The sequence below is a fragment of the uncultured Vagococcus sp. genome (genome assembly GCF_963518325.1).
Taxonomy (GTDB): Bacteria; Bacillota; Bacilli; order Lactobacillales; family Vagococcaceae; genus Vagococcus_D.
This window is the reverse complement of the sequence record NZ_CAUQJB010000026.1, coordinates 14,271-39,948: the sequence shown is the minus strand read 5'-3', so window position 1 is coordinate 39,948 and position 25,678 is coordinate 14,271. Positions and strand designations below refer to the sequence as shown.

Annotated in this window: 26 protein-coding genes; 8 read left to right on the top strand and 18 right to left on the bottom strand. The window is 38.4% G+C overall.

All coding sequences use genetic code 11. The annotated features are described in order from the left end of the window. Positions 1–43: 43 nt before the first annotated feature. From arsB to RWN13_RS17445, 8 genes are all read right to left on the bottom strand, one after another. Positions 44–1,117, bottom strand: coding sequence for an ACR3 family arsenite efflux transporter (gene arsB, locus RWN13_RS17480; RefSeq protein ID WP_047584167.1), 1,074 nt, complete (start codon positions 1,115–1,117; stop codon positions 44–46). Between the two features lie 83 nt (positions 1,118–1,200). Next, a complete protein-coding gene (gene arsA, locus RWN13_RS17475; RefSeq protein ID WP_047584127.1) occupies positions 1,201–2,943 on the bottom strand; it encodes an arsenite efflux transporter ATPase subunit ArsA in 1,743 nt (580 codons plus the stop codon). A 26-nt stretch (positions 2,944–2,969) separates the two neighbouring features. Continuing rightward, complete coding sequence (locus RWN13_RS17470; protein ID WP_047584128.1) at positions 2,970–3,335, bottom strand: helix-turn-helix transcriptional regulator; 366 nt, start codon at positions 3,333–3,335, stop codon at positions 2,970–2,972. A 132-nt stretch (positions 3,336–3,467) separates the two neighbouring features. Continuing rightward, on the bottom strand, positions 3,468–3,839 hold the full coding sequence (arsD, locus tag RWN13_RS17465; RefSeq protein WP_047584129.1) for an arsenite efflux transporter metallochaperone ArsD: 372 nt from the start codon (positions 3,837–3,839) through the stop codon (positions 3,468–3,470). 1 nt (position 3,840) lies between these two features. Next, on the bottom strand, positions 3,841–4,134 hold the full coding sequence (locus tag RWN13_RS17460) for a helix-turn-helix transcriptional regulator (RefSeq protein ID WP_047584130.1): 294 nt from the start codon (positions 4,132–4,134) through the stop codon (positions 3,841–3,843). A 105-nt stretch (positions 4,135–4,239) separates the two neighbouring features. Beyond that, a complete protein-coding gene (arsA, locus tag RWN13_RS17455) occupies positions 4,240–5,979 on the bottom strand; it encodes an arsenite efflux transporter ATPase subunit ArsA (RefSeq protein ID WP_047584131.1) in 1,740 nt (579 codons plus the stop codon). Between the two features lie 20 nt (positions 5,980–5,999). Continuing rightward, on the bottom strand, positions 6,000–6,314 hold the full coding sequence (arsD2, locus tag RWN13_RS17450; protein ID WP_270998932.1) for an arsenite efflux transporter metallochaperone ArsD-related protein: 315 nt from the start codon (positions 6,312–6,314) through the stop codon (positions 6,000–6,002). A gap of 202 nt (positions 6,315–6,516) precedes the next feature. Continuing rightward, positions 6,517–6,969: a PLP-dependent transferase gene (locus RWN13_RS17445; protein ID WP_314066266.1), complete on the bottom strand. Its 453-nt coding sequence runs from the start codon at positions 6,967–6,969 to the stop codon at positions 6,517–6,519. Between the two features lie 140 nt (positions 6,970–7,109). Between RWN13_RS17445 and RWN13_RS17440 the strand changes: the two genes are divergently transcribed. From RWN13_RS17440 to RWN13_RS17420, 5 genes are all read left to right on the top strand, one after another. Further along, positions 7,110–7,568 (top strand): hypothetical protein, encoded by a 459-nt coding sequence (locus RWN13_RS17440; protein WP_314066263.1) that lies wholly within the window; start codon positions 7,110–7,112, stop codon positions 7,566–7,568. A 17-nt stretch (positions 7,569–7,585) separates the two neighbouring features. Then, entirely contained in the window at positions 7,586–7,990 is a 405-nt protein-coding gene (locus RWN13_RS17435) for a sigma-70 family RNA polymerase sigma factor (protein ID WP_047584135.1), read from the top strand. A 64-nt stretch (positions 7,991–8,054) separates the two neighbouring features. Beyond that, positions 8,055–8,255: a helix-turn-helix domain-containing protein gene (locus tag RWN13_RS17430; protein ID WP_047584136.1), complete on the top strand. Its 201-nt coding sequence runs from the start codon at positions 8,055–8,057 to the stop codon at positions 8,253–8,255. A 635-nt stretch (positions 8,256–8,890) separates the two neighbouring features. After that, positions 8,891–9,097: a hypothetical protein gene (locus RWN13_RS17425; protein ID WP_047584168.1), complete on the top strand. Its 207-nt coding sequence runs from the start codon at positions 8,891–8,893 to the stop codon at positions 9,095–9,097. A 79-nt stretch (positions 9,098–9,176) separates the two neighbouring features. Beyond that, the gene (locus RWN13_RS17420) at positions 9,177–10,367 is read left to right on the top strand and encodes a site-specific integrase (protein ID WP_047584137.1); all 1,191 of its coding nucleotides are present in this window, start codon (positions 9,177–9,179) and stop codon (positions 10,365–10,367) included. Positions 10,368–10,464: 97 nt separating this feature from the next. On the opposite strand, the gene sufB is transcribed toward RWN13_RS17420, so the two are convergent. The 6 genes from sufB to RWN13_RS17390 all read right to left on the bottom strand — a co-directional run bounded on the left by sufB (position 10,465) and on the right by RWN13_RS17390 (position 17,604). Further along, complete coding sequence (gene sufB, locus RWN13_RS17415; protein WP_314066259.1) at positions 10,465–11,892, bottom strand: Fe-S cluster assembly protein SufB; 1,428 nt, start codon at positions 11,890–11,892, stop codon at positions 10,465–10,467. A 51-nt stretch (positions 11,893–11,943) separates the two neighbouring features. After that, positions 11,944–12,417 carry a Fe-S cluster assembly sulfur transfer protein SufU gene (gene sufU, locus RWN13_RS17410; RefSeq protein WP_314066257.1) on the bottom strand — a complete coding sequence of 158 codons (474 nt, stop codon included), beginning with the start codon at positions 12,415–12,417 and terminating at the stop codon, positions 11,944–11,946. After that, entirely contained in the window at positions 12,404–13,636 is a 1,233-nt protein-coding gene (locus RWN13_RS17405; protein WP_314066254.1) for a cysteine desulfurase, read from the bottom strand. The genes sufU and RWN13_RS17405 overlap by 14 nt, the downstream gene beginning before the upstream one ends. Beyond that, the gene (gene sufD / locus RWN13_RS17400) at positions 13,636–14,919 is read right to left on the bottom strand and encodes a Fe-S cluster assembly protein SufD (protein ID WP_314066252.1); all 1,284 of its coding nucleotides are present in this window, start codon (positions 14,917–14,919) and stop codon (positions 13,636–13,638) included. The genes RWN13_RS17405 and sufD overlap by 1 nt, the downstream gene beginning before the upstream one ends. Positions 14,920–14,937: 18 nt before the next feature. Then, the gene (sufC, locus tag RWN13_RS17395; protein ID WP_314066250.1) at positions 14,938–15,705 is read right to left on the bottom strand and encodes a Fe-S cluster assembly ATPase SufC; all 768 of its coding nucleotides are present in this window, start codon (positions 15,703–15,705) and stop codon (positions 14,938–14,940) included. 1,029 nt (positions 15,706–16,734) lie between these two features. Further along, a complete protein-coding gene (locus RWN13_RS17390; protein WP_314066249.1) occupies positions 16,735–17,604 on the bottom strand; it encodes a LysR family transcriptional regulator in 870 nt (289 codons plus the stop codon). Positions 17,605–17,773: 169 nt separating this feature from the next. On the opposite strand from RWN13_RS17390, the gene RWN13_RS17385 reads away from it, so the two are divergent. After that, positions 17,774–18,895: an MFS transporter gene (locus RWN13_RS17385; RefSeq protein ID WP_314066248.1), complete on the top strand. Its 1,122-nt coding sequence runs from the start codon at positions 17,774–17,776 to the stop codon at positions 18,893–18,895. Positions 18,896–18,956: 61 nt separating this feature from the next. On the opposite strand, the gene RWN13_RS17380 is transcribed toward RWN13_RS17385, so the two are convergent. The 4 genes from RWN13_RS17380 to RWN13_RS17365 all read right to left on the bottom strand — a co-directional run bounded on the left by RWN13_RS17380 (position 18,957) and on the right by RWN13_RS17365 (position 22,726). Further along, positions 18,957–19,391, bottom strand: coding sequence for a GNAT family N-acetyltransferase (locus RWN13_RS17380; RefSeq protein WP_314066245.1), 435 nt, complete (start codon positions 19,389–19,391; stop codon positions 18,957–18,959). Positions 19,392–19,536: 145 nt separating this feature from the next. Beyond that, positions 19,537–20,433, bottom strand: a complete 897-nt coding sequence (locus RWN13_RS17375; protein WP_314066243.1) for a haloacid dehalogenase-like hydrolase — start codon at positions 20,431–20,433, stop codon at positions 19,537–19,539. A gap of 10 nt (positions 20,434–20,443) precedes the next feature. Further along, positions 20,444–21,715: a PTS cellobiose transporter subunit IIC gene (gene celB / locus RWN13_RS17370; RefSeq protein WP_314066241.1), complete on the bottom strand. Its 1,272-nt coding sequence runs from the start codon at positions 21,713–21,715 to the stop codon at positions 20,444–20,446. Positions 21,716–21,877: 162 nt separating this feature from the next. Continuing rightward, positions 21,878–22,726: a MurR/RpiR family transcriptional regulator gene (locus RWN13_RS17365; protein WP_314066239.1), complete on the bottom strand. Its 849-nt coding sequence runs from the start codon at positions 22,724–22,726 to the stop codon at positions 21,878–21,880. Positions 22,727–22,880: 154 nt separating this feature from the next. Here RWN13_RS17365 and cls point away from each other — a divergent pair, with 154 nt between their 5' ends. Beyond that, the gene (cls, locus tag RWN13_RS17360; protein ID WP_314066237.1) at positions 22,881–24,410 is read left to right on the top strand and encodes a cardiolipin synthase; all 1,530 of its coding nucleotides are present in this window, start codon (positions 22,881–22,883) and stop codon (positions 24,408–24,410) included. A gap of 107 nt (positions 24,411–24,517) precedes the next feature. Next, complete coding sequence (locus tag RWN13_RS17355; RefSeq protein WP_314066235.1) at positions 24,518–25,510, top strand: LytTR family transcriptional regulator DNA-binding domain-containing protein; 993 nt, start codon at positions 24,518–24,520, stop codon at positions 25,508–25,510. Positions 25,511–25,678: the final 168 nt, after the last annotated feature.

Here is a 25,678-nt window from a genome sequence, read left to right as displayed (position 1 = left end):
ATATCCTCACTAGATGATTTCTAATGAGGAATTCGTTATTCTACTACTTTTCTACAGCTATGTGTGTACCGCCACGAGGAAATTTCGTTCTCGTTTTATTCACATATTTTACTAGCATTAACATGACTGGCACTTCTGTTAAAACACCAACGACTGTCACCAAAACGACAGGAGAAGATGCACCAAATAATGTAATCGCTACTGCGACTGATAGTTCAAAGAAATCAGAAGCGCCGATTAACCCTGCTGGTGCCGCAATATTATGCGGTAACTTCAATCTCCAAGCAGAGAAATAGGCTAAAGCAAAGGTTAATAAATTTTGTAACACTAGTGGGACGGCAATCAATAAAATATGAAATGGATTACTTAAAATAATATCCCCTTGAAAAGAGAAAATGATAACTAGTGTCAACAACAAACCAATTGTTGTAATACTATCAAATTTTGTGACGAACTTCTCATTGAAGTACGCTTCCCCTTTCTTCTTTATCATATAACTTCTTGTCGCTATTCCAGCAATTAAAGGGACCACAACAAAAATGACAATTGAGAACAACAACACATCCCACGGAACTACAATATTGTTAACGCCAAGTAAGAACGTCACGATTGGCGCAAATAGAATGACGATCAATAGATCATTGGCAGAAACTTGAACCAATGTGTACGCTGGGTCTCCCTTTGTTAAATTGCTCCAGATAAAGACCATAGCGGTACAAGGTGCTGCGCCTAATAATACAGCTCCTGCTACGTATTCCTTTGCCAAATCTGCTGGAATGAAATTGCTAAAAACAACATAAAAGAAAAATGAAGCTAATCCAAACATCAAAAATGGTTTAATGAGCCAACTAATCCCACAAGATAAAAAGACGCCTGTCGGATTCTTCCCTACATTCTTAATGGATTGAAAATCAATTTTCATCATCATAGGATAAATCATAATCCAGATTAACACTGCTATAGGAATTGACGTATGTGCAATTTCCATTTTCCCTAAAACATTCGGAATGACTGGAATAAACTTTCCAATCAATAACCCTAACACCATACAAATTAACACCCACACGGTTAAATACTTCTCAAAAAAATCAATTCCTGTTGCCTTTTCCTTTGTCATCATCATCTTCCTCCATATAAAATTCAAATATGTGCACGATAGATAGAAAAACTTCTATCTATCAATTAAAAAAATGAACCATTCTAATTTAATATATTGTGTAAGGCTGCTCCAGAGATTTCTTCCGCATGCCATTCCACAACAGCATAATGATTGTCAGATAACTCTGCGACTTTATCAATCCAAGCATTTTCATTTTGTGCTCGTGCTAATAACATTGGATTCGTTGTCCCACTTGTTAACATACTATTATTAATGACCCACCATGTATGAGCTATTCCAGCTCGATCTAAATCTTCTTGTAATCTCATAGACTCATAAACAGGTGTCGTCTCAGGTAACGTAACCATTACCACTTCGGTTTCTTTGCCATCCTGCAAACGAGGTAAAAGTCGTTTGACTGAATCAGGTACTTCACCAGAGGTTCGCTCAACTTCCTTATGATAACTTTGCGTAGAATCCAGTAATAACAACGTATGACCTGTTGGGGCTGTATCAATCACAACAACATCACAATCCGCATCGTTCACTATTTCTGCAAAAGCTCGAAAAACAGCGATTTCTTGCGTACATGGTGAACGCAAATCTTCTTCTACATAGGCGACATCATCCGGTGACATCGTTTCACGTGCCTTACTTAAGACCTCTTCTGTATAGTCCGCTAATTCTTTGTCTTCATCAATATGGCTCACTTTAATTTGATCTGATTCAGAAATCACAAATTGCAAATGAGCAGCTGGGTCAGTCGTTGCCAAATGAACTTTTTTGCCTTTATCTGCCAATCCAGTGGCAATTGCGGCTGCGATAGTCGTTTTTCCAACCCCACCTTTTCCCATCGTAAAAATGACCTTTTTACCTGATTGTTCTAATTCATTCACAATATCTTTCAACCTTGGAAACGCTCTAGGAGCAACTGATTCAGTCAAAAATTCACCTTGATCTGCCTTCAATAATTGACGTAAATTTTCAATCCCTGTTACATTATAAGAACGTAAAGGAATACTGTATTCTGGAAATTTTTTTAAACTTGCTGGCATTTGATTGAGTGTCTCTTGTTGACTGTTATAAATTAATTGTGATACCTTATCTGTCGCTTCTTCTAAAACACCATTTACAAGTAATACTTGATTCTCAATTCCTATTTCCTGTAATTCTTTAGAAGCGCGATCAGCCTCTAAAAGTGGTGATTTTTGTGGTCTTGTTACCAGCATTAATGTTGTTTTTGTGGCATCCGCTAATGTTGCAACTGCATGCTCGTATATTTCTTTTTTATCGCCTAGACCAGATAGTTGACCCAAGCAAGAAGCACCTGTTGTATTTTCGTCCATGAAATTACTCCAAGCAGAAGGTAACTGTAACATTCTCAACGTATGACCTGTTGGGGCTGTATCAAAAATGATGTAATCATATTTTTTCTCTGCTTCGGGATCAGTTAAAAAACCAGAAAACTCATTAAATGCAGCAATTTCTACTGTGCAAGAACCTGATAATTGTTCTTCCATATTCGCTAAAGCAGAATCTGGTAATTTTCCCCTAAAGGGTCCAACAACACTCTCTTTATAATCATCAGCCGCAGTCACAGGATCAAAATTCGCTACAGTTAAACCTGGAACCTCTGGAATTTCCTTTCCTTTATTGGTTAATTCTGTTTGAAAAACATCTTGTAAATTACTCGCTGGATCAGTACTCACCAGCATAACTTTTTTCCCATTATCGGCTAAATACGTTGCAGTCCCACAAGCAGTAGTTGTTTTACCTACACCGCCCTTTCCTGTAAAAAACAGATACTTCGTTAATGGTAATTGATCAGGTTGATACAATTTCATGTCTGTTGCCTCCTTAAATTAATCATTTAGTCAATCGTAATGCTCTCTACAACCTTTGAGTTTTTCTTATCCATACAAGAACATTCGCCATTTTCAATGGTATGGCAAACACAGTCAGCTGTGCTTTGAACGAGATTGTCAATAATTCCAGATAAAACCTTCATATTCTCTGCATTCAATGAATAGTTGTGCCATGTGCCTGTTTTCCTTGCTTGAACAATTCCTGCATTCATCAACACTTTCATATGATGTGACAGTGTTGGCTGTGTAAAGTCAAAATGTTCTAATAAATCACATGCACAGCGCTCGCCACAAGAGAGCATGTCTACAATTTGAACTCTTTTCGGATCTCCTAATGCTTTAAATACTTTTGCTGTTAATTCATAATCCATCTTTCATCCCTCCTTATATAGAAGTTCTTCTATGTATAATATAGATGTTTATCTATCTATTGTCAATAGTTTCTGTCTTTGAAATAAAAAAAGCTTATGAGAAACCCTCCCACAAGCTTTTTCCTGTTCGTTTTAGCAACATCCAGAAGATGGTGAGCAACAATTATTTGCTTGTTGTTCTTTTTTACCCTCAGAAAAATTGATACCTGTATAGACACTAAATTCTTCATTTGATGGATAACCAGCCATCTTTACAATTTCCCCGTCTAATAAAACAACTGGTAAAATATCGGCTCCTTTAGATTGTAACAACTCCCCTATTTTCGCATTCTCTACGAATGCTCCAGGATTCCCTGTTAAATTAAAGCGCTCAACTTCTACACCATCGGTTTTTTCCAGTGTTTGAATAATAGAAGATACACGTAGTAATTCTGTATCTACTCCTGGACCACAAACCCCTGTATCACAACACATTGCTGGTTCGTACAACGATACTTTACTCATTTTACATAACTCCTTCTTTTTGTTTTGTCTTAAAAATCTGATTGGTTAATTCTTGAAATTCTTCAATATTCTCACTCACTAGAGAATAGTATTGCCATTTACCTTCTTTACGAGCTGTTACAATCCCAGCTTCAATCAATACTTTCATATGATGCGATAGTGTTGGCTGAGTAAAATTAAAATCATCTAAAATATCACACGCACACTTCTCACCAGTTGAAATCATATCCAATATTTGAAGTCTGTTAGGTTCAGCGATAGCCTTCATAATTTTTGATAATCTCAAATAATCCATTGTCTCACCTCCACATAGATACTTATCTATACTTAATATAGAACTTTATCTATGTTTTGTCAATGACTAAATTGTGATTAAAAATTAACTGGCGCTTCTTGCACATTATAAAATGTCTCTTAAAGCTTCTCCAGATATTTCTTCTGCCTTCCATTCAATCACTGCGTAATGATGGTTAGAAAGTTCTGCTACTTTATCAATCCAAATCCCCTCATTTTGTGCTCTTGCTAAAAGCATTGGGTTCGTTGTGCCACTTGAAAGCATACTGTTATTTACTACCCACCAAGTACGAGCAATCCCTGCTCTTTCCAAGTCTTCTTTCAGTCGAATAGATTCATAAACAGGTGTCGCTTCTGGTAAAGTAACCATCACAACTTCTGTCTCCTCGCCATTTTGCAACTTAGGTAACAATTTTTGGACTGATTCAGGGACGTCACCAGAAGAACGTTCAATTTCCTTATGGTAACTTTGTGTCGAATCAAGCAATAATAATGTATGACCTGTTGGGGCTGTATCAATCACAACAACATCACTATCTGCTCCCTCAACTATTTCTGCAAACTTCCTAAAAACAGCTATTTCTTGTGTACAAGGTGAGCGTAAATCTTCTTCTACATAAGCCACGTCTTCTTCTGACATTGTTTCACGAGCTTTAGCTAATACCTCAGCCTGATAGTCAGTCAGTTCTTTTGCTTCATCAATATGGCTCACACTAATTTTATCCGTTTCTGAAATAACAAATTGAAGATGTGCAGCTGGATCAGTCGTTGCTAAATGAACTTTTTTACCTTTATCAGCTAAAGCCATTGCAATTGCTGCGGCAATCGTTGTTTTTCCGACCCCACCTTTACCCATTGTAAAAATAACTTTCTTGTTGCTTTCATATAGATCGTTCACGATTTCCTGTAAATGCGGAAATACTTTTGGTTCAACGCTTTGTGTTAAAATCTCATCTTGCTTTTCATTCAATAATTTCCTGATATTTTCAATCCCTGTTAAATTGTATGGACGTAACGGTACAACATATTCAGGATATTTTGCAAGACTTGCTGGCATTTGTTTCAATGCTGATTGTTGAATGTCATAAAATTCTTCGGATACATTATCGGTTGCTTCTTCCAATATTCCATTAATTATTAATGTTTGATTTCTAATACCCATTTCTTCCAATTCTTTTGAAGCTCGATCTGCCTCTAATAAAGAAGTTTTTTGTGGTCTAGTAACCAACATTAACGTCGTTTGCTGTCCATCAATTAATGTTTTAACGGCTAGATCATAGATTTCTTTCTTGTCCACGGCACCTGATAATTGTCCCAAAGGAGCTGTTGCTGTTTCATTTTCATCTAAATAATTGTTCCAAGCTGATGGTAATTGCAACATTCTTAGAGTATGACCTGTTGGGGCTGTATCAAAAATAATGTGATCATATTTTGTAGATGCTTCTTTGTCAGTTAGAAAATTAGCAAACTCATTAAATGACGCTATTTCAACCGTACAGGAGCCCGATAATTGTTCTTCCATATTTTCTAAAACTGAATCAGGCAATTTGCCACGATACGGACCTACAATGCTTTCTTTATAATCATTCGCAGCTTCAACTGGATCAAAATTTGCAACGACTAATCCTTCTACGTCAGGAATTTCAGTTCCTCTATTTGAAAGTTCTAATTCAAAGACATCTTGCAAATTACTTGCTGGATCGGTACTGACCAACATGACCTGCTTTCCCTTATCAGCTAGATAAGTTGCTGTTGCGCTAGCTGTAGATGTTTTCCCAACCCCTCCTTTACCTGTAAAAAATAGGTACTTCGTTAAATTAATCGCCTCTGGTTGATACATTTTCATTGTACTTCCTCCTAAATTCTTTATATAATCAAACCTGTATAACTTACAAACTCTTCTATAGATGGATAAATACCAATTTTTTTTATTTTACCATCCACAATAGTTACTGGTAGAACACTAATACCTCTCTTTTCCATTAACAGTCTGACTTCCTCATTTGCAATAAATGCTTCTGGTTCGATTGTTAAACTATGACGTTCTACTTCAAAATTCGTCTGTCGTTGAATCTTTTGTAATGTTGGTCCTAGATACAATAATTTTCTATTTATTTCTGCACCAGTCATTTTAACGCCACAACACATCTCTGACTCAAATAAAACTATTGAGTTCATCATTCTCCTCCCTTCTTACATAGACAATTATCTATATGTTGGATAAAAAACAAATAGATATTCATCTATGTGTTTAATATAAATGAATCAAATTATGAAGTCAAGAAGAAAGAATATTTAGGTCACTACTTTTTGGAACATTTTAATTGAGTAACTTCTGAAATTTAAATTACCTATTGAAAACAGCTCTATCTGTTCATCTCGTTTACAAACTATCTAAAGCTTGGTCAATATCCTCCACTAAATTTTCAATATCTTCTATTCCTAAAGAAAAACGAATAAGTCCATCTGTAATACCTTGGCTCAGCCTTTCTTTTTCAGGCACACTAGCATGCGACATTTCACATTGAAACGCTCCACCATAAACATTTTTTGGCATAACAACATGATCACCCATTTTTAGCACTGAATGGAATGCCGCACTAATAGCAGCCATCCCAGAAGAAAAAGCAAATCCATATCTAGCGTTCTCTAAATCTGCAATGGCTTCTTCTAGTACTTTTACAGTTGGATTTCCAAATCTTGTATACATGTATTCCCGTTCACCAATTTCTCCGCGCTGATCATAAGTTGATGCTTGATAAATTGGAATAGAGGACGCTCCTGTACAAGAATCTGTATTCGTGTACTCATGTAGCAACTTAGTATTTTGTTTCAATATACCTCATCCTTTCATATAGATTTCCATCTATGTATAATATAGATGAGAATCTATCTTTTGTCAATATGCAATGTTTGTTGCTTTTACTACTAAGAATTTTAATTTATTTTTGATTAACAAATTTGAAAGGAGAAATCATGAATATTTCGGATGAAAGAGAAACCATTTACCACCTCATGCAAGAAATTATGACAGAAAGACGGCAACTAACTAAACAATATTTCGATTTAAAAGAACGATTGAATAAGATTAATCTAACTATTATAAAGGTTATTGAGGAGCAGAAACCTCAAAAAAAGAGTCAAAGCCAGATTAGAAAAGAAAATATTGAAAATGATAAATACTTTTTGTCAAAAAAAGAAGGAAAAACCTACCTTCCATATTCTAAAATAGCGTTGCAAATTAGTCATATTCTAAAAAAGCACGGTTTACCATTGAGCAATAAACAAATATATGAAAAACTTGTTAATGATTTTCAGCTATCTATCAACTATTCAAATTTATCAAACAATATTTTACCAAGAATGAATTTAGACTCTTCTATAAACGTCGAGAAAGTCACTCGAGGTTTTTGGCAGTATAAGTTAAATAATTAGTAAAGGGTGATTCAATCATGAAATCAGAAGTTGAAGTTAACTATTTATTTGTTAGATATGTACAGCAATCTATTAAAAATTCTTCCAGTGCTTGCCTAAAAAAGAAGCAAAAATATTCTCGTAACTACTTTCCAACTGATTCATTAGAAGAAATCGTGAAAAGTAGCATATCCGAATCTTACTTATCCCTTGATTTTATTTCAGAGTCTGAAATTATAAATTTGCAAAACTTCACAGAAAATGAGGAACTATCTAGAGCCATTGAGCAATTAAACTTCAAAGAAAAAAAACTACTTTACGAAAAATATATACAATGTAAAACTGATAGTGAAATCGCAAATATTTTTAATATTAGTCGACAGGGAGTCTCAATATTTAGAAAAAGACTATTAAAAAAAATTGAGGAGTTTTTAAAAAGATAATCATTGGTGTAACTGTCGAGCGCCTCCTACCTTCTTCTACCCAAAATAAGGAAGGAGGTATATCATGAAGAATTTCTTGCCATTAATTGAGCAAGCAAAAAAAGGTGATGAGCAAGCGATGGAAATATTACTTAAAGATTTCAAGCCATTGCTAATTAAAGAAGCATCTAAACAAGGTTATTTGGATGAGGATTGTTTTCAAAATTTGACAGAAACCTTTATAAAAATAGTCCGAAATTTTAATCCAGAAAAATATCTTGATTAACTAAACTGACAGGTGACTCTCCACCTGTCTTTTTATTTTAAAAAATTTTAGAACTTGTGTTGCTTTTTTTTCTCCATTTTCCAATTTACTTATAGAAACTTTGATCTTTGATAATTGAATAAACTTCTATCAAATACGTTTTCTTTGTATGAAGCAACGTCTTGAAAAACGCCATGACCAATCTATTGTATTGTGAGCGATTGACTTTTCAAACAAAGTAGTTCCGTCACCTACTGCCATGATATACAAAGAATATAATGATACTTCTGTAAAGCTCGTCATAAACTGGGGAGAGGTGAAATTCCTATGATATCTTTTGACAAAAGATAATTTGATAGAAGAAGGAATATTTATTAAACATCTAACTATTGAAAATTGAAGCTTAATTAAAATAATAAAAAATATGCTTCTGTTTATCGTATTTGCAAAGTTAAAACGATATTTGTAAGAAGTAAGATTTTGACTTATCAAATTTTTTATAGAAAAAGGGAATTGAAAGCCTTATAATCAATGTACAGTATTTGATTCTGGCTCGCATCCCTATGAAACAGATACTATAAGTAAAAGAAAGGATGAATAAAAAATTCTATTGATTAATCATGGATATTCTATTAGCCTCAGAAAGAGACTTGCCTATGAACACTCCTAATAAAACACCACTAATTCTTGGCAGATATGTGAATCAGCAGACTTTAATGAAGGAATTGCATATTGGTTTCAATACATTAAAAAAGCTTCATCTCAATGGTTTGGAAGCCATAATTATTGGGAGACAACATTTGTATGACCTTGAAGACTTAAAGAACATTTTAAATCAATTGAAAAATACTGAGCATCGATAGGGACTTAAAATGATTATTAAAATCTTACGAACGACAAAATATCCTAATCCAAATAATGAATTAGGAAGGAAGATTTTATATGTCGGTTTCTTTTAAACAATATACTAAGTATAATCAAAAGCTTTGGAAATTCCAATGCTATCTTGGAAAAACTGAATTTGGTGAGGAAGTGCGCACCACAAGAAGTGGTTTTCAAACAAAAAAAGAAGCACAACAAATTTATCGACAATTACAACTTGATTTTGATAAAAGTACGCTAAAAATGAATGGTAATATCACTTTTAAAGAGCTTTATGAAGAGTTTATTGAACAATATCGTTTGAAAGTAAAACCATCTACTATTATGATAACTAGAAGAGCGATTGAAGATCATGCACTTGAATACTTCGGAAATAAAATGCTTAAAGACATTTCAGTACGCTTTTGTACTCAAGTCAATCGTCGCTGGATAAGAGATGGTTTTAAACAAGCCTACTACTTTCGTCGTGCGGTGGCTCAAATTTTACAATATGGTGTCCAACAAGAACTCATCAATGAAAACCCTATGCGAAAAACTGAGCCTATCAAGCGTCAAGAAATTGATGAACATTTAGTTGCTACAGAAACAATGACAGTTTATACGCCAAAAGAATTAGCCATTTTTTTAGATTTCTGTAAAAAACATGGCAATATGAAAATCGAAACTTATTTTCGTGTTTTATCTTACACTGGTGCTAGAAAATCGGAAATACTCGCATTAGAATGGAATGACATTAATTTTGAGAGTAACAAGTTAACAATAAGTAAAACACTGGCAGAAGTTGAATATAATCCAAAATCTAAAAAAACTAAAGTTGCTAGCCAAAGTGCCAAAACTAACGCTGGAAAAAGAACCATTTCAATTGATTTAGAAACAATGTCACTGTTACAGGAATGGAAAAAGAGACAACAATTTGAATTCAGTGTCTTAGGAATTAAAACAACAAATAAACATCAACTAGTCTTTCCTAACAAAGAGAACCATTTTTGTCGTCCTGGACAGCCTAATGATTGGTATGATGTTATTGCAACTAAATACAACTTAAAACGAATTACCCTTCATGAATTTAGAAAGACACATGTTTCTCTCTGCGCAATGGCGGATATGAACTTAGAGGATATTATGTACCGAGTTGGACATAAAGATTCGAAGATGACTCGTCAGGTCTATAACTACTTCTATCCAGAAAGAGAGGAACGTAGTGCGGATCAATTTGCTCAGTTTATTGAAAAAGAGAAATATCTCTTTTAATCACCGTTGTAGTTAGTTTTGTAGTTAGTTTGCTTTTCATAAAAAAAGAAGCACTATAAACATTGATAAATCAACATTTATAGCGCTCAAATTGACTTTAGCCCACACTGCCTTCCATCTCATACTGGATCAAACGGTTTAATTCCACCGCATATTCCATCGGTAATTCCTTCGTGAACGGTTCAACGAATCCCATGACGATCATCTCTGTCGCCTGAATTTCTGTTAAGCCACGACTCATCAGATAGTACAACTGTTCCTCAGAGATTTTAGAGACCTTCGCCTCATGCTCCAGAGCCACTTGGCTATTGTGAATCTCATTAAAGGGAATGGTATCACTCTTCGATAAATCATCCATGATAATCGTGTCACACTCGATATGAGAGATAGAGCCTTGGCTCTTCTTGCCGAATGTTACTTGCCCACGGTAGTTGACTTCGCCGCCATTTTTGGCAATGGATTTGGAGATAATTGAGCTTGATGTGTTGGGTGCATTGTGAATCATTTTGGCTCCTGTGTCTTGAATTTGGCCTTCGTTGGCAAACGCCACTGATAGCATGGTGCCACGTGCGCCACGTCCATCCAGATAAACACTTGGATATTTCATAGTGGTTTTGGCACCTAAGTTGCCGTCAATCCACTCAACAGTTGCATTTTCGTAAGCTTTGGCACGTTTAGTTACCAAATTATAGACGTTATCCGACCAGTTTTGAATAGTCGTGTAACGGCAATAAGCATCTTTACGGGTAAAGATTTCCACGATGGCCGCATGGAGGCTGTTAGTTGAATAAGTTGGTGCCGTACAACCTTCCACGTAATGGACACTAGCGCCTTCGTCAACGATGATCAAGGTGCGTTCGAACTGTCCCATGTTTTCGGCGTTAATCCGGAAATAAGTTTGTAGTGGCACATCACATTGAACGCCTTTTGGTACGTAGATAAAGGTGCCGCCTGACCAAACAGCTGAGTTAAGTGCTGCTAATTTATTATCCGTTGGTGGCACTAGTTTTGCAAAATATTCTTTGAATAGCTCTGGGTATTCTTTTAAGGCTGAATCCGTATCAGTGAAGACGATGCCCAATTTGCTAAACTCGTCTTTCATATTGTGGTAAACCACTTCTGATTCATACTGAGCACTGGCGCCAGCTAGATATTTGCGCTCGGCTTCGGGAATCCCGATTCGCTCAAAGGTTTCTTTGATTTTATCTGGGACATCTTCCCAGTCACGAGCAGGCTCGTTGCTGGCTTTTTTGTAGTATGTCAGGGCTTCAAAATCAATTTCTGATAAATCCGGGCCCCATTTTTGCATCGGCATTTTCTTAAAGGCTTCAAAGGATTTCAAACGGAAATCCAACATCCACTCAGGTTCTTCTTTGACTTTCGAGATTTCACGGACGATTTCTTCCGTCAATCCTTTACCTGTACTGAAAATGGACTGGTCTTCATCATGAAAGCCGAATTTATATTCTTCTAAAGAGGGTACTTCTGTTTCAAGTTCAACTTCTGGAGTAGGTACTTCACTCATATCCTCATTCCTTTCTCTGAAAAGCGTTTAGGGTTGGCTGCACACTTTCTGTTACTCGTCGCAATGACGCTGGTCAGCTACAGTTGTTGCTTTGTTTTCGTAAATACCTCGTTCCAAAGCTTTCCAGCCAAGGGTCGCGCATTTAATTCGGGCAGGGAATTTGGTTACACCACTGAGAATCTGAGCATCACCCAAGGCATCAAGCTTGGCCACGTCTTTTCCTTGTACTAATTCGGAAAAGCTGTCGATTAATGCCAAAGCTTCAGTGGTGGTTTTTCCAATGACAACATCGGTCATCATGCTTGTGCTAGCAGTGCTGATAGAACAGCCGCTGCCGTCAAAGCGAATATCTTCAATCACGTTCTCTGGTGTTAGTTTCATCTGAAGTTGAATGACATCACCACAGGTTGGGTTGTTCATCTCAATCTCCGTCGTTGATTCATCTAACACACCATGGTGATGTGGGTGACTTGAATGATCTAAGATGACTTGTCGGTATAAATTATCTAATCTAGATAGTGCCATGTTGGAAAAACTCCTTTGTCGCCAGAAGACCGGCCACTAACTGGTCAGCGTCTTCCTTGGTATTGTAAAAATAGAAACTTGCCCGTGCCGTTGATTGCACGTTCAGGTAGTTTAATAAAGGTTGGGCACAGTGATGACCGGCTCGCACCGCCACCCCTTGCATGTCCATAGCTGTAGCCAGGTCATGTGGATGTAACCCATCAATATTGAAGGCAATCACGCCGTTGTGATTACTCGGATCTTGAGGGCCATATACCGTTATGCCGTCGATGGCAAGTAATTTAGGTAACACGTAAGCCACTAAATCCGCTTCATATTGATGGATAGTTTCCATCCCAATCTCGTTTAAGTAATCGATGGCGGCACCTAAGCCTATTCCCCCGGCGATGTTAGGCGTTCCCGCTTCAAACTTCCAAGGCAGTTGGGTCCAAGTACTTTCCTGATCGTAAACAAAATCAATCATTTCGCCGCCGTACTCAATAGGCTCCATGGCAGTCAAATGTTCCCGTTTGCCATATAATACACCTATTCCAGTCGGAGCGCACATCTTATGCCCACTAAAGACATAAAAATCGGCTCCCAAAGCTTTGACATCCACTGGCATATGAGGCACTGCTTGAGCACCGTCTACGACCATCACCCCGCCAACGCCATGAACCAACTGGGCTAACTCGACGATCGGATTGGTTACACCCAAAACATTGGAACAATGTGCCACCGAAAGGATTTTGGTTTTCTTAGTAATTTTTTGGCGAGCATCAGCCATGTCCAATTGCCCATCTGGTGTTAAGTTGATATAAACCAGTTTAGCCTTTTGGCGTTTGGCCAGTTCTTGCCAAGGAACGATATTGGAGTGATGCTCCATGTAGGTAATCACAATTTCATCGCCTTCATTGACATTGGCATCGCCATAGCTACGAGAAATCCAGTTTAAGCCAGTCGTTGCTCCCCGTGTGAACAAGACTTGTTCAGTAGACTCAGCGTTGATAAAACGACGAACTTTCTCGCGAGCTCCTTCATAAGCGGCCGTGGAACGCTCCGCCAAGGTATGAACCCCTCGGTGAACATTGGCATTATCATATTCATAGTAATGGCGTAACGCCTCCAAAACTTGAATGGGTTTTTGAGTGGTTGCAGCGTTATCTAAATAAACTAAAGGTTCATCATTGACAGCTTGATGCAAAATCGGAAAATCTTGCTTGATGTGTTTGCTAATCATTAAGATAACTTCCTTTCAATAACCTCTGCTAGTTCCTGACGAACTTCTTTCACTGGAATTGCCGTTAAGACTGAGCCTAAAAAGCCTCGAATAACCAAACGTTCTGCTTCTGTTTTCTTCAAGCCACGACTCATTAAATAGTACATCTCTTCCGGATCTACACGTCCAACACTGGCCGCATGTCCGGCAGTCACTTCATTTTCATCAATCAATAAAATCGGATTGGCATCGCCTCGGGCCTGATCAGATAACATCAGTACGCGACTTTCTTGTTGCGCGTCTGCCCCTTTAGCCCCTTTGATAATGTGACCAATTCCGTTAAAGGTCAAGGTTCCTCGTTCACGAATAACACCGTGTTGCAAAATATGACCAATCGAATGACGACCATAGTTTGTCACCCGTGTATCGATTCCCTGTGTTTGACGGCCGGCACTGATTGCCACAGCTTTGACTTCTGAATGAGAACCTTCGCCAATTAAATCAGAATCAAAGTCTGCTACCACATTGGCATCGTTCATCACACCGATAGCCCAGTCAACTGACGCATCTCGGAGGATGTGGCCACGGCGGTTCATATAGGCTGTCACATTGACACCTAATTGATCAATGGCGGAAAACTTCACTTTAGAGCCTTGTTTTGCCACAACTTCAATCACGATATTTGCCACCGATTTAACATCGCCTTCGCCCACGGTTTGAAAACGTTCTAAGTAGTTAAACTGACTGTTTTCATCCGCTAAGATTAGAACATGTTTAACAAAATTAGTCGTAGACGCCGCATTGTGCAAATAAATTCCTTCGATTGGTTCTTCAATGACCACATGTTTCGGCACATAAAGGAAAGAACCACCACTCATAAAGGCCGCATGGAAAGCTGTTAATTTATCTTCGTTTGGCTTAACTGCCAGTTGCATGTAATAATCTTTAACCAATTCTGGGTGCTCCTGCATGGCCGTAAAAATATCTGTAAAAATCACGCCTTGCTCGCTTAAGGAAACTGGCATTTGTTCGACCACGGTTGTATTGCCGTGTTGAACTAAAATCGGATTGTCTTTTGAGGCATCAAAGTTATAGACATTGCCATACTCAACGGTTTCCTCAAAATCTGCCACCGTGGTTAAATCCCAACGGTCAATTTTAACCCGTTCGATTTTCGGTAAATCTAATTCCTCTAGTTTAGCTAACGCAGCTAGACGAAGTTCAAGCATCCATTCTGGTTCACCTTGACCAACTGAAAAAGCTTTTAAGTCGTCAAGATAAGTCGTAAATTGTACGTCTTTCATTTATCTTGTCCACCCTTCTTATTCTTCAATTAGTTCAATTCCTAATTCTTTGCTGATGCCGGCATAACCTTCCGCTTCCAGACGTTTCGCTAAATCAGCCCCACCTGTTTTGACAACACGGCCATCCATCATAACGTGAACTACGTCAGGTGTGATGTAGTTCAGCAAGCGTTGATAATGAGTAATGATCAATGCACCAAAGTTATCCCCACGCATTTCGTTGACCCCTTGAGACACAACTTTCAACGCATCAATATCTAAGCCTGAATCGATTTCATCTAAAATCGCAAAAGTTGGTTCCATCATCATTAATTGCAGAATTTCATTCCGTTTTTTCTCGCCACCGGAAAAGCCTTCGTTTAAGTAACGTTCAGCCATTTCTTCCGGCATATCTAAAATTGCCATTTTTTCATCTAATTTTTTAATAAAGTCCATAACGGAGATTTTGTCATCCTCGTCTCGTTTGGCATTGATCGCCGCACGCATAAATTCCGCATTGGTAATTCCAGGAATTTCACTTGGATATTGCATGGCCAAGAAGATGCCAGCACGAGCCCGTTCGTCTACTTCTAGCTCCAATAAATTTTCACCATCTAATAGCACCTCACCTGCGGTAACTTCATAGTTAGGGTTCCCCATAATCGCAGCCGATAAAGTTGATTTACCTGTGCCGTTTGGTCCCATAATGGCGTGAATTTCGCCAGAGTTCATTGTTAAGTTAACGCCTTTTAAAATTTCTTTGTCCTCAATCGACACATGTAAATTCTTAATTTCTAAAACGGACATTTATAACGACCTCCACATCAAATTTTTTCATTACTCAATCTCTTATATTTTATCCTAATTGAGAATGAAATTCAAATGATAGTTACTAGAATTCACTATTTACTTGTTTTATCTAAAATTATTTCGGAAGCTTATTTAGACTTCTTATAAAGAAATAGCAATTATCGAGTAGTGGTTTCACAAAGATAACCGATTAGTTGTAATCGTTTTTATCATACGGGCAAACACTTTAGTCCCCTTTGTGAATTTTCCACAAGGATAGGCCCTGCTAATTAACTACAAATCTTCAGCCATGTATAAAAGAAAGCCGATTTCTTTAAGTTAATCCGCTGTTTTTTTATAAGCACCCTTAATTAAAATTAAACTCATTGACACAGTAAATTCAAATTATAGAAGCTTAGCTGCTTCAAAACAAACCATTTTGCTAACATCTAGATCATTGCAAAAGGCGTAAGCCGCCTGTCATTTTCTAAGTTGCTTATTTAGACAAGGTCTCATAAATAGACTGTCTGTCATTTTAGAGAAAACTCATCTCCATATGATCAACACACATGCAAAAAAACCTCCCAAATTCACTTCTAAGAATTTGACAGAGATCATAAAAAAAAGGGGGCAGCGTAGAATTGTTCCTTAAACCTCGAACAAAGGAGAATGATTGGTTGTCTCATTCTATTAAGGACATACGCCACCCACATCGATTATAGCACGAATAAACAGCTATTTAAATCACTATCGTTCACTTAACGTCATTATAAAGTAGTGAAATAAAAAAGATGCCATTCCCCAACTTTCAAAGGTAAAATCAAACTAAGAACATCGCGTCAACTTTACCACCATCAACAGGCTTTCTTCAAGAATAAGGTTATCACCAGAACCATTGAAGGGTTCCCAAAAATAAACCGCCATGCCTATTTGACTACCAAAAAGTCCAATTCCTTATCTCCATTGACTCGACAATTTCAATCAGAACTACTCGAAATCTTCGTAACTTGATAAAGAGACTGCCCATCGGCGATGGGCAGTCTCTTTTTAATAAATATAAGCCAAGCGTTCAATAAAGGCTTCCATAGCTAGGCTGAGGTATTTATCTTTCAAATGAGCCACAGCTACTTCCCGAATTGGACCATCTTCAATTTCTACTGAAACCAGTGGCTGGTGGCCTAATTCGCTAATTAATTGTTGCGGTTGAATAGTCGCCCCAACTCCTTCCGCTACCAATTGAAACTGAGAGGTCGCTGATCCAGTTTCAATAATTGGCCTCAAACTGATTCCTTTTCTTTGAGCCCAGCTGTCGATTAACCCTCGGCCATAATACCCTTCTGGAAAAGCAATCAGAGGCAACTCCACCAGCTCACTGGCTCTAATCGTGGATTCTTGGGCCAATGGGTGATCAACATGCACATACAAATCATAAGTCTCGGTGTAAATATGTGTTTGTTGCAAGCTCTCGGTGTGGGCTTTCAGCAGACCTACACCAATATCCACCTGATTGCTTAGTAACTTCTCTGTGATCTCGATGGAAGGAATGACTCTGACTTTAACCTTAGGAAACTCCTGATGAAAGGCTTTTAATAAATGGCTCATCCGGTAATCCAAATCAGAAGGCAGGACTGCCACCCGAATCACGCCGACTCGCTCTCCCTTCAAATCATCTAGGGCTAGCTGAGCTTCCTTGGTCTTATCAAGAATACCCCTAGCGTATTTTTCCAGAAGCTCTCCTGCTTCGGTTTTTACGGTTTTTTTGCCGATTCGATTAAACAAGGGTAATCCCACTTCAGCTTCCAGTAATTTAATTTGCTGGCTCAGACTAGGTTGAGAGATTCCCAATTTAAAGGCGGCTTCAGAAAAATGTAGCTCCTGACACAGGATTAAAAAATAACGTAACTGACGCAGTTCCATCTGATCTCTCCTTAGTTTCTATTAACAATCATCGGATTCAATTATAGGTAAAACCTATCATCTTTATAGTTATAATAGTATGGTTTTATCATTCTTGCAATTATATACTCCTAATACAGAACTAATCACTTTAGTTACCGATTAGTTTCAAAGAAAAGGAGTTTTTGATATGCGCAAACGATACTTTATTGTGGTAATCATTTTATTATCACTGAACTTACGACCGGCGATTACTTCGCTGGGGCCTCTATTGACCTTGATTAAGGTCGACTTGGGCATGACTGGTGTCACAGCCAGTCTCCTAACCACCTTGCCCGTTTTTTGTATGGGCCTATTTTCACTCTTAGCAGTTAAATTGAGCCAGCGGCTGTCCGTTGAAGTCGGCCTAATAATTGCCATGGTTATTTTGAGCCTTTCCCTCCTAAGCCGACTCTTGATTGACAACTCTTTTTGGCTGATTCTCAGCGCCTTACTCGCTGGGATGGGCATCGGTATTGCAGGCCCCTTAATCATCGGCTTAATCAAACAGGATTACCCTGAAAGTCACCATTTAATGAGTTTTTACTCCGTTTCCATGGTGGGTGGCGCAGCCTTAGCTTCAAGTACGGCGGTTCCTTTATTTCAAGGTCTAGGCTCTTGGCAGCTGACACTTGGATTATGGGGAGGATTGGCCTTTCTGCCCGTATTTCTACTCCTGCCTTTGGCGACAAAAACTCAACGTAAGCCTCAAGTCAATCGACAACCACAACGAAACTGGTTATTAATGCTCTTTTTCAGTTTGATGGCGGCCATTTTTTATGCCATCACGGCTTGGTTAGCCCCTTTTTCTCAAAGTTTGGGATTTACTAGCGAAGAATCTGGGCTTCTACTAACCCTCTTCACTATGATTCAGTTGCCGATTAGTTTTCTTATACCGTGGCTTGTCAGCCGTCAGCACAACCCATTGACTTGGCTAGGATTTTGCGGGCTCTCTGAACTAATCGGCTTAGGCATATTAGTCGGCCACACCTCTCCATGGCTAGGAACTATTTTTCTTGGTATCGGTGCCGGTGGTCTATTTCCTTTAGCCCTGATGTTGCCTCTCACCCAGAGCAATCATCATCATGAAGCCATTTCTTTATCAGCCTTTATGCAATCAGGTGGCTTTATGTTCGGTTCTCTCGGGCCGCTCTTATTCGGTTTTGTCAGTGATTGGCTTAATTTCCAGGCAGCCTTCTCCATACTTATTCTACTAGTAATATGGATGCTGATTAGTATTTGGGGGCTTTATAGATCACAACAAAAAGCTTAAGGAATAATCCCCTTGAGCTTTTTGTTTTACTGATGAAATTATTTGTCGACCCCTTTTAGTTCTATTGAACCAACACCATATCAACGTGAGGGATACCGTCTTCCAAGTATTCAGCAGAACTGGCCTTAAAGCCAAAACTACCATAAAATTCGATTAAGTGAGCTTGAGCAGAAATACGGATAGGTCTGTTGGGGAAACTTTTTTTGATCTCCGCTATAGCCAGAGTCACAATTTGACGTCCCAATTGCTTGCCTCGATGGTCTTTGACGACAATCACTCTGCCGAAAGTCACCTCATCACCGCGATTAATAACACGGCTATAGGCCATTAATTCTACTCCCTGCCAAATGCTAATATGAGTGGCTTGCTCATCTGCTTCGTCAATTTCCTGATAGGGACAATTTTGCTCCACGACAAATACCTTTATCCGTTCTTTAAAAATTGTCACCACTTGGGTAAGTGTTAGATCTGTTAACTTACCAATGATTACAGTCATATTTTCCCTCCTTGGAATTAGTTGTTTCTTCCATTTTACACCATTGACTGCCCGATTCATCCCCCATTTTCATTTTAATTTACTTATTGTGAGTTATGCCCTCTTATGACCAAGACAAAAAGGCCCTCAGGCCTTTTTGCAGATTCTAGCGATTAATTGATTGTGCCATTTTTAAATATGTGTGCCGTTTGCCTCTAATCGAAACTGACAACTGCATGATATTCTCAGGATCGGCGGTCCCATTAAATCCAGCATCGCCAATGTGTTGAATATCAGCGCCAGCCCGTTTACTCATTAAAGCTAGCTCTCTGATGGTCGCCGTGTCTGCTCCTTCCTGTGTCGTACCAATAGTTGACATGGCTAATTTTCCTTGCTGGTGAATACGACTGATGCAGTCGTGCATCTGCTGCTCGGTAAAACCAGGAACGGTGCCAGAAGTTGGCACTAATATAATATCCGCCCCTGCCTCAGCAAACGAATCAATCGTGTGTCTATCAATTACGATTTCAGAAACACCTGCCGAATGCATTTTTCCTGCTATTACAACCCCTTTAAATAATTCTTTTGCTCGTGTAGTCGCATGGCAAATTTCCTTATTGGAAACGCCCGTACTGGGATTCCCCGTTAAACAAATAAAATCAAAGCCATACTCATTAGCCAGTCGTAAATTGTCATTAGATGCCACACGCCCCGAACTAATCTGCTGAAGGGCACCTTCATGATCTGCCCTTACGTCTACTGGTTCAAGATTAACGCCGATTGGTTTACCCGTCAGCCTTTTTAAAGTTTCGATTGGTCTTTGATCTTCAGAAGCCACTCCAATAATATGAGGGCTAACAAAATCAAAACAATTTAATAAGATTAAATCCGCTCCAAAGGCTGCCACTACCTCTGAATTGGTCAGATTACCTGAAAAGGGTGGAATCACCACATCATTTTCAGCTAAAATCGTGCGTCCAGCGTTAGCTTTAATAGCCACCACTAATTCTTCTTTTGTTAAAGCTCGAGTTTCCGATGCCGTACAATTCAACAGTCTCTTCACTTAATCGCTCCTATCCTTTTAGTTCATCTTGGTAATACTGATTGTCAATCATTCTAAAGAAAGGGTAATAAATTAAAATACTGATAAACAAACAGACTAATTGTAAAACCGCCCCTGAAACATGGCCACCTGTTGCCAGATAACCACCAATAATCGGTGGCATTGTCCATGGCACTAAAATACCCGCAGTTTTTGCCACAATCCCAGTAGCCATGGCTGTGTAAGATATCATGTAAATAACAATCGGTGTAATCGTAAAGGGAATCAAAATTAACGGATTCATCACTACTGGAAAACCAAACATAATTGGTTCACTAATATTAAACACATTTGGTGGAAAGCCTAATTTTCCCAACTCTTTATTTTGCCTACTTTTGGAAAAAAACATCAATAAAATAGCTAGACCAATAATCGAGCCGCTGCCTCCCATCCACACAAAAACATTGAAAAAAGTCGTATTTAAAATATGAGGGATTTCCCCACCTGCCTGAAAAGCAACTCGATTCTCATCAAGCATTTGCAGCCACAACGGATTCAGAACGCTCTGAACCAAATCCCAACCCAAAATCCCCACTGACCAAAAGAGTCCTGTGACGAAAACAGCCACTAAACCACCAATAAAACCACCACCAATGTATGACAAGGGTACCCCAACGATTTTACCAATAACTTCATGAAGATTGCTCAAACCAACACTGGCAATCACCAGCCGCAAAACCCAAAATAAGGTTAGACAAACCGCTGCTGGAATCAGCGCCACAAAGGATTTACTGACTGCTGGTGGAACACTCTCTGGTAATTTAATCACGATGTCAGCTTGGACCATTCGACGATATATTTCCCCAACCATTAGCCCAATCATCAGTGACACAAATAACCCCTTGCTGCCCATATAAGACATATCGATCCCATTGTCTTTGGTTAAAGGCGTCACGAGTAATAACGAACACAATGAGATAATTCCTGCTGTATTCCCATCCATGTTGTAGCTTTTAACCAATGAATTGGCAATCCCAAAAGATGAAATTAACGCCATGACACCAAAGGTTGAATTAACCACAAACCCCATAGTACTCGTCCACTCATCCCCAAAAACCGACGCAATTAAGCCTTGATAACCAGGAATTGGCAAACTGGATAAAACTAAAAATAATGACCCAACAATAATTAAAGGCATCGATAAAACCAGTCCATCCCGCACCGCTAACAGATGTCGTTGTCCACCAATCTTAACCCCAATTGGTTGGACTTTTTCTTCCAAAAATCCCATAACTCCATTCATACTCTCACTCCATTTCTGTTTATTCCCTCTTAGTTCAACTTAATATGAAGACACTTTCATTTTCACTGATAGCCCATTGATTGTAAAGGCTCCCATCCCATTTAGGGACAACGTTTCAGCTTTAAGTGCAAAAAAATAAGGCTACAACGAAACATTGTGACCTTAAAATAATAAATAAGAGGTAGGCGCGTTTTTATTTTTTTTGATATTTTCCAAATAATTGCGCTTATAAACGCAAGAGTATAGCACATTTAAGACAAATTCAGTCGCAATTTGTGAAGAGAAAGTGGAAATATTTAAATCTGCATCTTCATTTTTAGGCAGCGGCAATAATCCATCTGCCATTCGAGCTAAGTCTCCTTCACTGTTGGAAGTGACCACTATCAACTTACAGCCTTTCTTTTTTAGCAACTTAGCATCACTGAGTATTTCCGCTGTGGTACCACCATAAGATATAATAATAGCCACATCCTTAGCAGTCCCATGGTTCGCCAAATGAAACTGGTCAGCCTGCAAAGGCATTAACTTCACGTAATAATCGATTCGCAACATCTTCGTTTGAAAATCAACAGCTCGGTTAAAAGAATGACTAACCCCAATACCAAAGATACTTTCTGCCTGAACAATTAAATCGACTGCCTGATTTAACATGCTTTCGGTCAACAGTAGATGAGTTTGGGTGATCGTTTCACTGGACAAGGCCGCAATTTTTTTTGCCACTAAAAGATCAGAGTCCACCCGACTAAAAGGAAAATTAGCGTCAATTCCTGCAAGATTATTGTACTGACTTTCTAAATCACGGGATAGCTTAATCACAAACTCTTTATAGCCAGACAACCCCAACTTTTGACATAAGCGAAAAATAGTCGACGTTGATGTGAAGGCTTGCTGAGACAATTCTCGAATGGAATAGTTTAATACTAACTCAGCATTTTTTAGAATATAATCGGCCAGAACCGATTCCCCTTCTGTATAACCAACCTTTTCATTTAAACGTTTAATGATAGTCATCTAAATCCCCCTTTCTTGACTGTTGCTATTTAGGTAGACACATACTGCCTCACTGATACTTTAGCATTTATTCTATTATACTACGGCTTTCATTTAAGGTATAATCAAAGATGAACTATCTGAACTATACTTGAAAAAAGGAGTTTTTATCCCGATGAAATTCTTAAAATTATTGACACATCGTGCAGCTTTTGTTGCCTTCCTACTGATTTTACAACTAACTATTTTATTTGCGATTATCTTGCGGTTTCAGGAATATTTCGTTTATTTTTATATTCTTAACATCCTCATTTCCATCGCTATTGTTCTTGGCATTATCAATAATCGCAGTAATCCAGCATATAAGATTGCCTGGTTAATTCCGATTATGTTACTGCCAATTTTTGGTACCGTCACCTACCTTATTTTTGGTCGACTGACCATCCAGCGAAGTTTACAGCATAAAATGGCAGAGATTCAAAAAAAAGAAGCACACGCTTTGGCTTGTACAATTCCTGATTTAGCCATTCAAACAACTAATGGCGATGCCTTAGCTCAGTCGACTTATTTGACTAATTATGGGATTGTCCCTCCTTTCAAACAAACAGAAGGCACTTATTTACCTCTAGGTGAGGACGTTTTTGACGCCATGAAAATTGAAATGGAAAAGGCGGAACACTATATTTTTATGGAATACTTTATCATTGAAGAAGGTCACATGTGGAACAGCCTTTTGGAAATCATGGTACGAAAAGCAAAAGAAGGCGTCGATGTCCGCTTGATTTATGATGATTTTGGTTGCATCTTTACCCTGCCCCAAAACTACGATAAAAAACTGGAGGCCATGGGTATTAAGTGTAGTATCTTTAACCCCTTTGTACCCGTTCTATCGTCGGTGTTTAACAATCGCAATCACCGTAAAATCATGACAATTGATGGCAAGGTAGCCTTTACTGGCGGCAATAACTTAGCCGATGAATACATCAATGCCTACGAAAAACACGGTCACTGGAAAGATACTGGCATCATGCTAAAAGGGCAAGCTGCTTGGGGCTTTACCTTAATGTTTCTCAGTCTTTGGGATTTACAACGCAATGAAGAGCGAGACTACTGTGACTATTACCCTAGGGAAGGCTACGAGCCAAGGTCTGACACCAAAGGCTATTACCAGCCTTATACAGACATGCCATTCGATGATGAAACCATAGGGGAGAACGTTTATTTAAACTTAATTGGGCGGGCGAAAACATCCATCTACATTACCACCCCATACTTGGTGATTGACAATCTACTGATGGAAGCTCTCTGTAATGCCGCTAAAAGCGGGATTGATGTACGAATTCAAACGCCTCATCTTCCAGATAAATGGTATGTCCATGCTGTGACACGCTCTAATTATGGGCAATTGATTGAAGCAGGCGTCAAAATTTTTGAATACACACCAGGCTTTATTCACTCTAAAACATTTGTCGTTGACGGACTCTTTGCAACGGTTGGCACAATCAATTTAGATTACCGCAGTCTCTTCCTCCACCTAGAATGCGGGGTGTGGATGTATCAAACTGAGGTAATTCCTGTGATGCTTCAAGATTTTCTAGAGACAGAAGCCCTCTGCCAAGAGATTACCTTAGGTGACACACAAGAAATCGGCTGGTTACGCAACTTAGGTCGGGCTGTTTTAAATGTTTTTGCCCCACTAATGTAAGGATACAACTTCCCCTTGTCGCTTAATGAGGGGGCTTTTTTCTTATCTCCCCTCAAGTCTGACTGTGGTATTATAAAATAATGACTAACAAGAAAAAGAGGAATACAATGACTTTATTAACAGCTGTGAACTTAACCAAAGAAAAAGATCAATTAACAATTCTAAAAAATATTGACCTGACGATTTTAAGCAATCAACGAATCGGCATAAAAATGACTCATACGGAAGCTGTGATGCTTTTCAGCCTGTTCGAAGGTAAACAAGAGCCTTCCAGCGGCAGTATAACAAAAAAGGCTAGCGTCATCTTATCTATTCGCAAAGAAGATCAGCTTTATCAAACCGTCACCATTCGCAAGTATTTAACTACATTTAAAAAGATTGCGTCTAATAATCTAGCCATTAGCACCTTAGCTGAATACTTTTCACTCATTGACCTGTTGGATACATCTATTAAGCTCCTGTCATTGGATCAAATTCAACGGGTTCACCTAGCCAGAGTCTTTCTATTCAATCCCCAATTACTTTTAATTGAAAGTCCCTTAACTGATTTGACCGATGAAGGGATTGAACTTTATTTAAAAGCCTTAGGAACTTTTAGTAAAATAGACACTGGCCTCTTGTTTGCTGCCAGCTATACGGAGGAACTAATTTTATTAAGTCAGGATATCTATCATTATACTAAAATTGCTGGCTTGAAAAAAACAGATCTAAGAATTAATGACGAACCGCTTTCTGTTGAGCTGGAAAATGTGATTGTTCCCCCTTCGATTTTCAAAATCGCCTGCAAGGTTGCAGATAAAACTATTTTCTTTGATCCGATGGAAGTCGATTTCGTCGAAAGCATTAACAGCATCAGCCATATTAGTGTCGCTGGAGAACAGTTTCCCACAACTTTGACCATGACAGAACTAGAAACCAAATTAATGGCCTTCGGCTTCTTCCGTTCTCACCGTTCTTATTTAGTTAATTTACAGCGGGTAACTGAATTAATTAGTTATTCTAAAAATAGCTTTACCTTAATATTAAAAGGCATGGAGGGTTCAAAAATACCTTTGTCCCGATCTCGTTTAGAGGATTTCAAGGAAATAATGAATTTTTAATGTCCCTTTCAGCTCTTTTTTACCACATTTCAGGATGATTTTGCCACCATTGGACTCTTTCACTGATTTTTTCACCAGATTTTTACGACAATTTGAGTAAAACTGCTTAAACTTAAGTTAGTTATCACCGCTGGCTGTGGAACGCTGGACAGGTAACTAAATCTGCTG

Bases quoted from the DNA above. Each gene is read 5' to 3' on its own strand.
- RWN13_RS17430 (WP_047584136.1), top strand. From the start codon at position 8,055: ATGAAGAATTTCTTGCCATTAATTGAGCAAGCAAAAAAAGGTGATGAG.
- RWN13_RS17365 (WP_314066239.1), bottom strand. From the start codon at position 22,726: ATGACTATCATTAAACGTTTAAATGAAAAGGTTGGTTATACAGAAGGG.
- sufU (WP_314066257.1), bottom strand. From the start codon at position 12,417: ATGGCACTATCTAGATTAGATAATTTATACCGACAAGTCATCTTAGAT.
- RWN13_RS17435 (WP_047584135.1), top strand. From the start codon at position 7,586: ATGAAATCAGAAGTTGAAGTTAACTATTTATTTGTTAGATATGTACAG.
- arsB (WP_047584167.1), bottom strand. From the start codon at position 1,117: ATGACAAAGGAAAAGGCAACAGGAATTGATTTTTTTGAGAAGTATTTA.
- RWN13_RS17380 (WP_314066245.1), bottom strand. From the start codon at position 19,391: ATGACTGTAATCATTGGTAAGTTAACAGATCTAACACTTACCCAAGTG.
- RWN13_RS17460 (WP_047584130.1), bottom strand. From the start codon at position 4,134: ATGGATTATTTGAGATTATCAAAAATTATGAAGGCTATCGCTGAACCT.
- arsA (WP_047584131.1), bottom strand. From the start codon at position 5,979: ATGAAAATGTATCAACCAGAGGCGATTAATTTAACGAAGTACCTATTT.
- sufC (WP_314066250.1), bottom strand. From the start codon at position 15,705: ATGTCCGTTTTAGAAATTAAGAATTTACATGTGTCGATTGAGGACAAA.
- RWN13_RS17420 (WP_047584137.1), top strand. From the start codon at position 9,177: ATGTCGGTTTCTTTTAAACAATATACTAAGTATAATCAAAAGCTTTGG.
- RWN13_RS17440 (WP_314066263.1), top strand. From the start codon at position 7,110: ATGAATATTTCGGATGAAAGAGAAACCATTTACCACCTCATGCAAGAA.
- RWN13_RS17385 (WP_314066248.1), top strand. From the start codon at position 17,774: ATGCGCAAACGATACTTTATTGTGGTAATCATTTTATTATCACTGAAC.
- sufD (WP_314066252.1), bottom strand. From the start codon at position 14,919: ATGAAAGACGTACAATTTACGACTTATCTTGACGACTTAAAAGCTTTT.
- cls (WP_314066237.1), top strand. From the start codon at position 22,881: ATGAAATTCTTAAAATTATTGACACATCGTGCAGCTTTTGTTGCCTTC.
- RWN13_RS17355 (WP_314066235.1), top strand. From the start codon at position 24,518: ATGACTTTATTAACAGCTGTGAACTTAACCAAAGAAAAAGATCAATTA.
- RWN13_RS17470 (WP_047584128.1), bottom strand. From the start codon at position 3,335: ATGGATTATGAATTAACAGCAAAAGTATTTAAAGCATTAGGAGATCCG.
- RWN13_RS17425 (WP_047584168.1), top strand. From the start codon at position 8,891: ATGAACACTCCTAATAAAACACCACTAATTCTTGGCAGATATGTGAAT.
- RWN13_RS17390 (WP_314066249.1), bottom strand. From the start codon at position 17,604: ATGGAACTGCGTCAGTTACGTTATTTTTTAATCCTGTGTCAGGAGCTA.
- arsD (WP_047584129.1), bottom strand. From the start codon at position 3,839: ATGAGTAAAGTATCGTTGTACGAACCAGCAATGTGTTGTGATACAGGG.
- arsA (WP_047584127.1), bottom strand. From the start codon at position 2,943: ATGAAATTGTATCAACCTGATCAATTACCATTAACGAAGTATCTGTTT.
- RWN13_RS17405 (WP_314066254.1), bottom strand. From the start codon at position 13,636: ATGATTAGCAAACACATCAAGCAAGATTTTCCGATTTTGCATCAAGCT.
- arsD2 (WP_270998932.1), bottom strand. From the start codon at position 6,314: ATGATGAACTCAATAGTTTTATTTGAGTCAGAGATGTGTTGTGGCGTT.
- celB (WP_314066241.1), bottom strand. From the start codon at position 21,715: ATGAATGGAGTTATGGGATTTTTGGAAGAAAAAGTCCAACCAATTGGG.
- sufB (WP_314066259.1), bottom strand. From the start codon at position 11,892: ATGAGTGAAGTACCTACTCCAGAAGTTGAACTTGAAACAGAAGTACCC.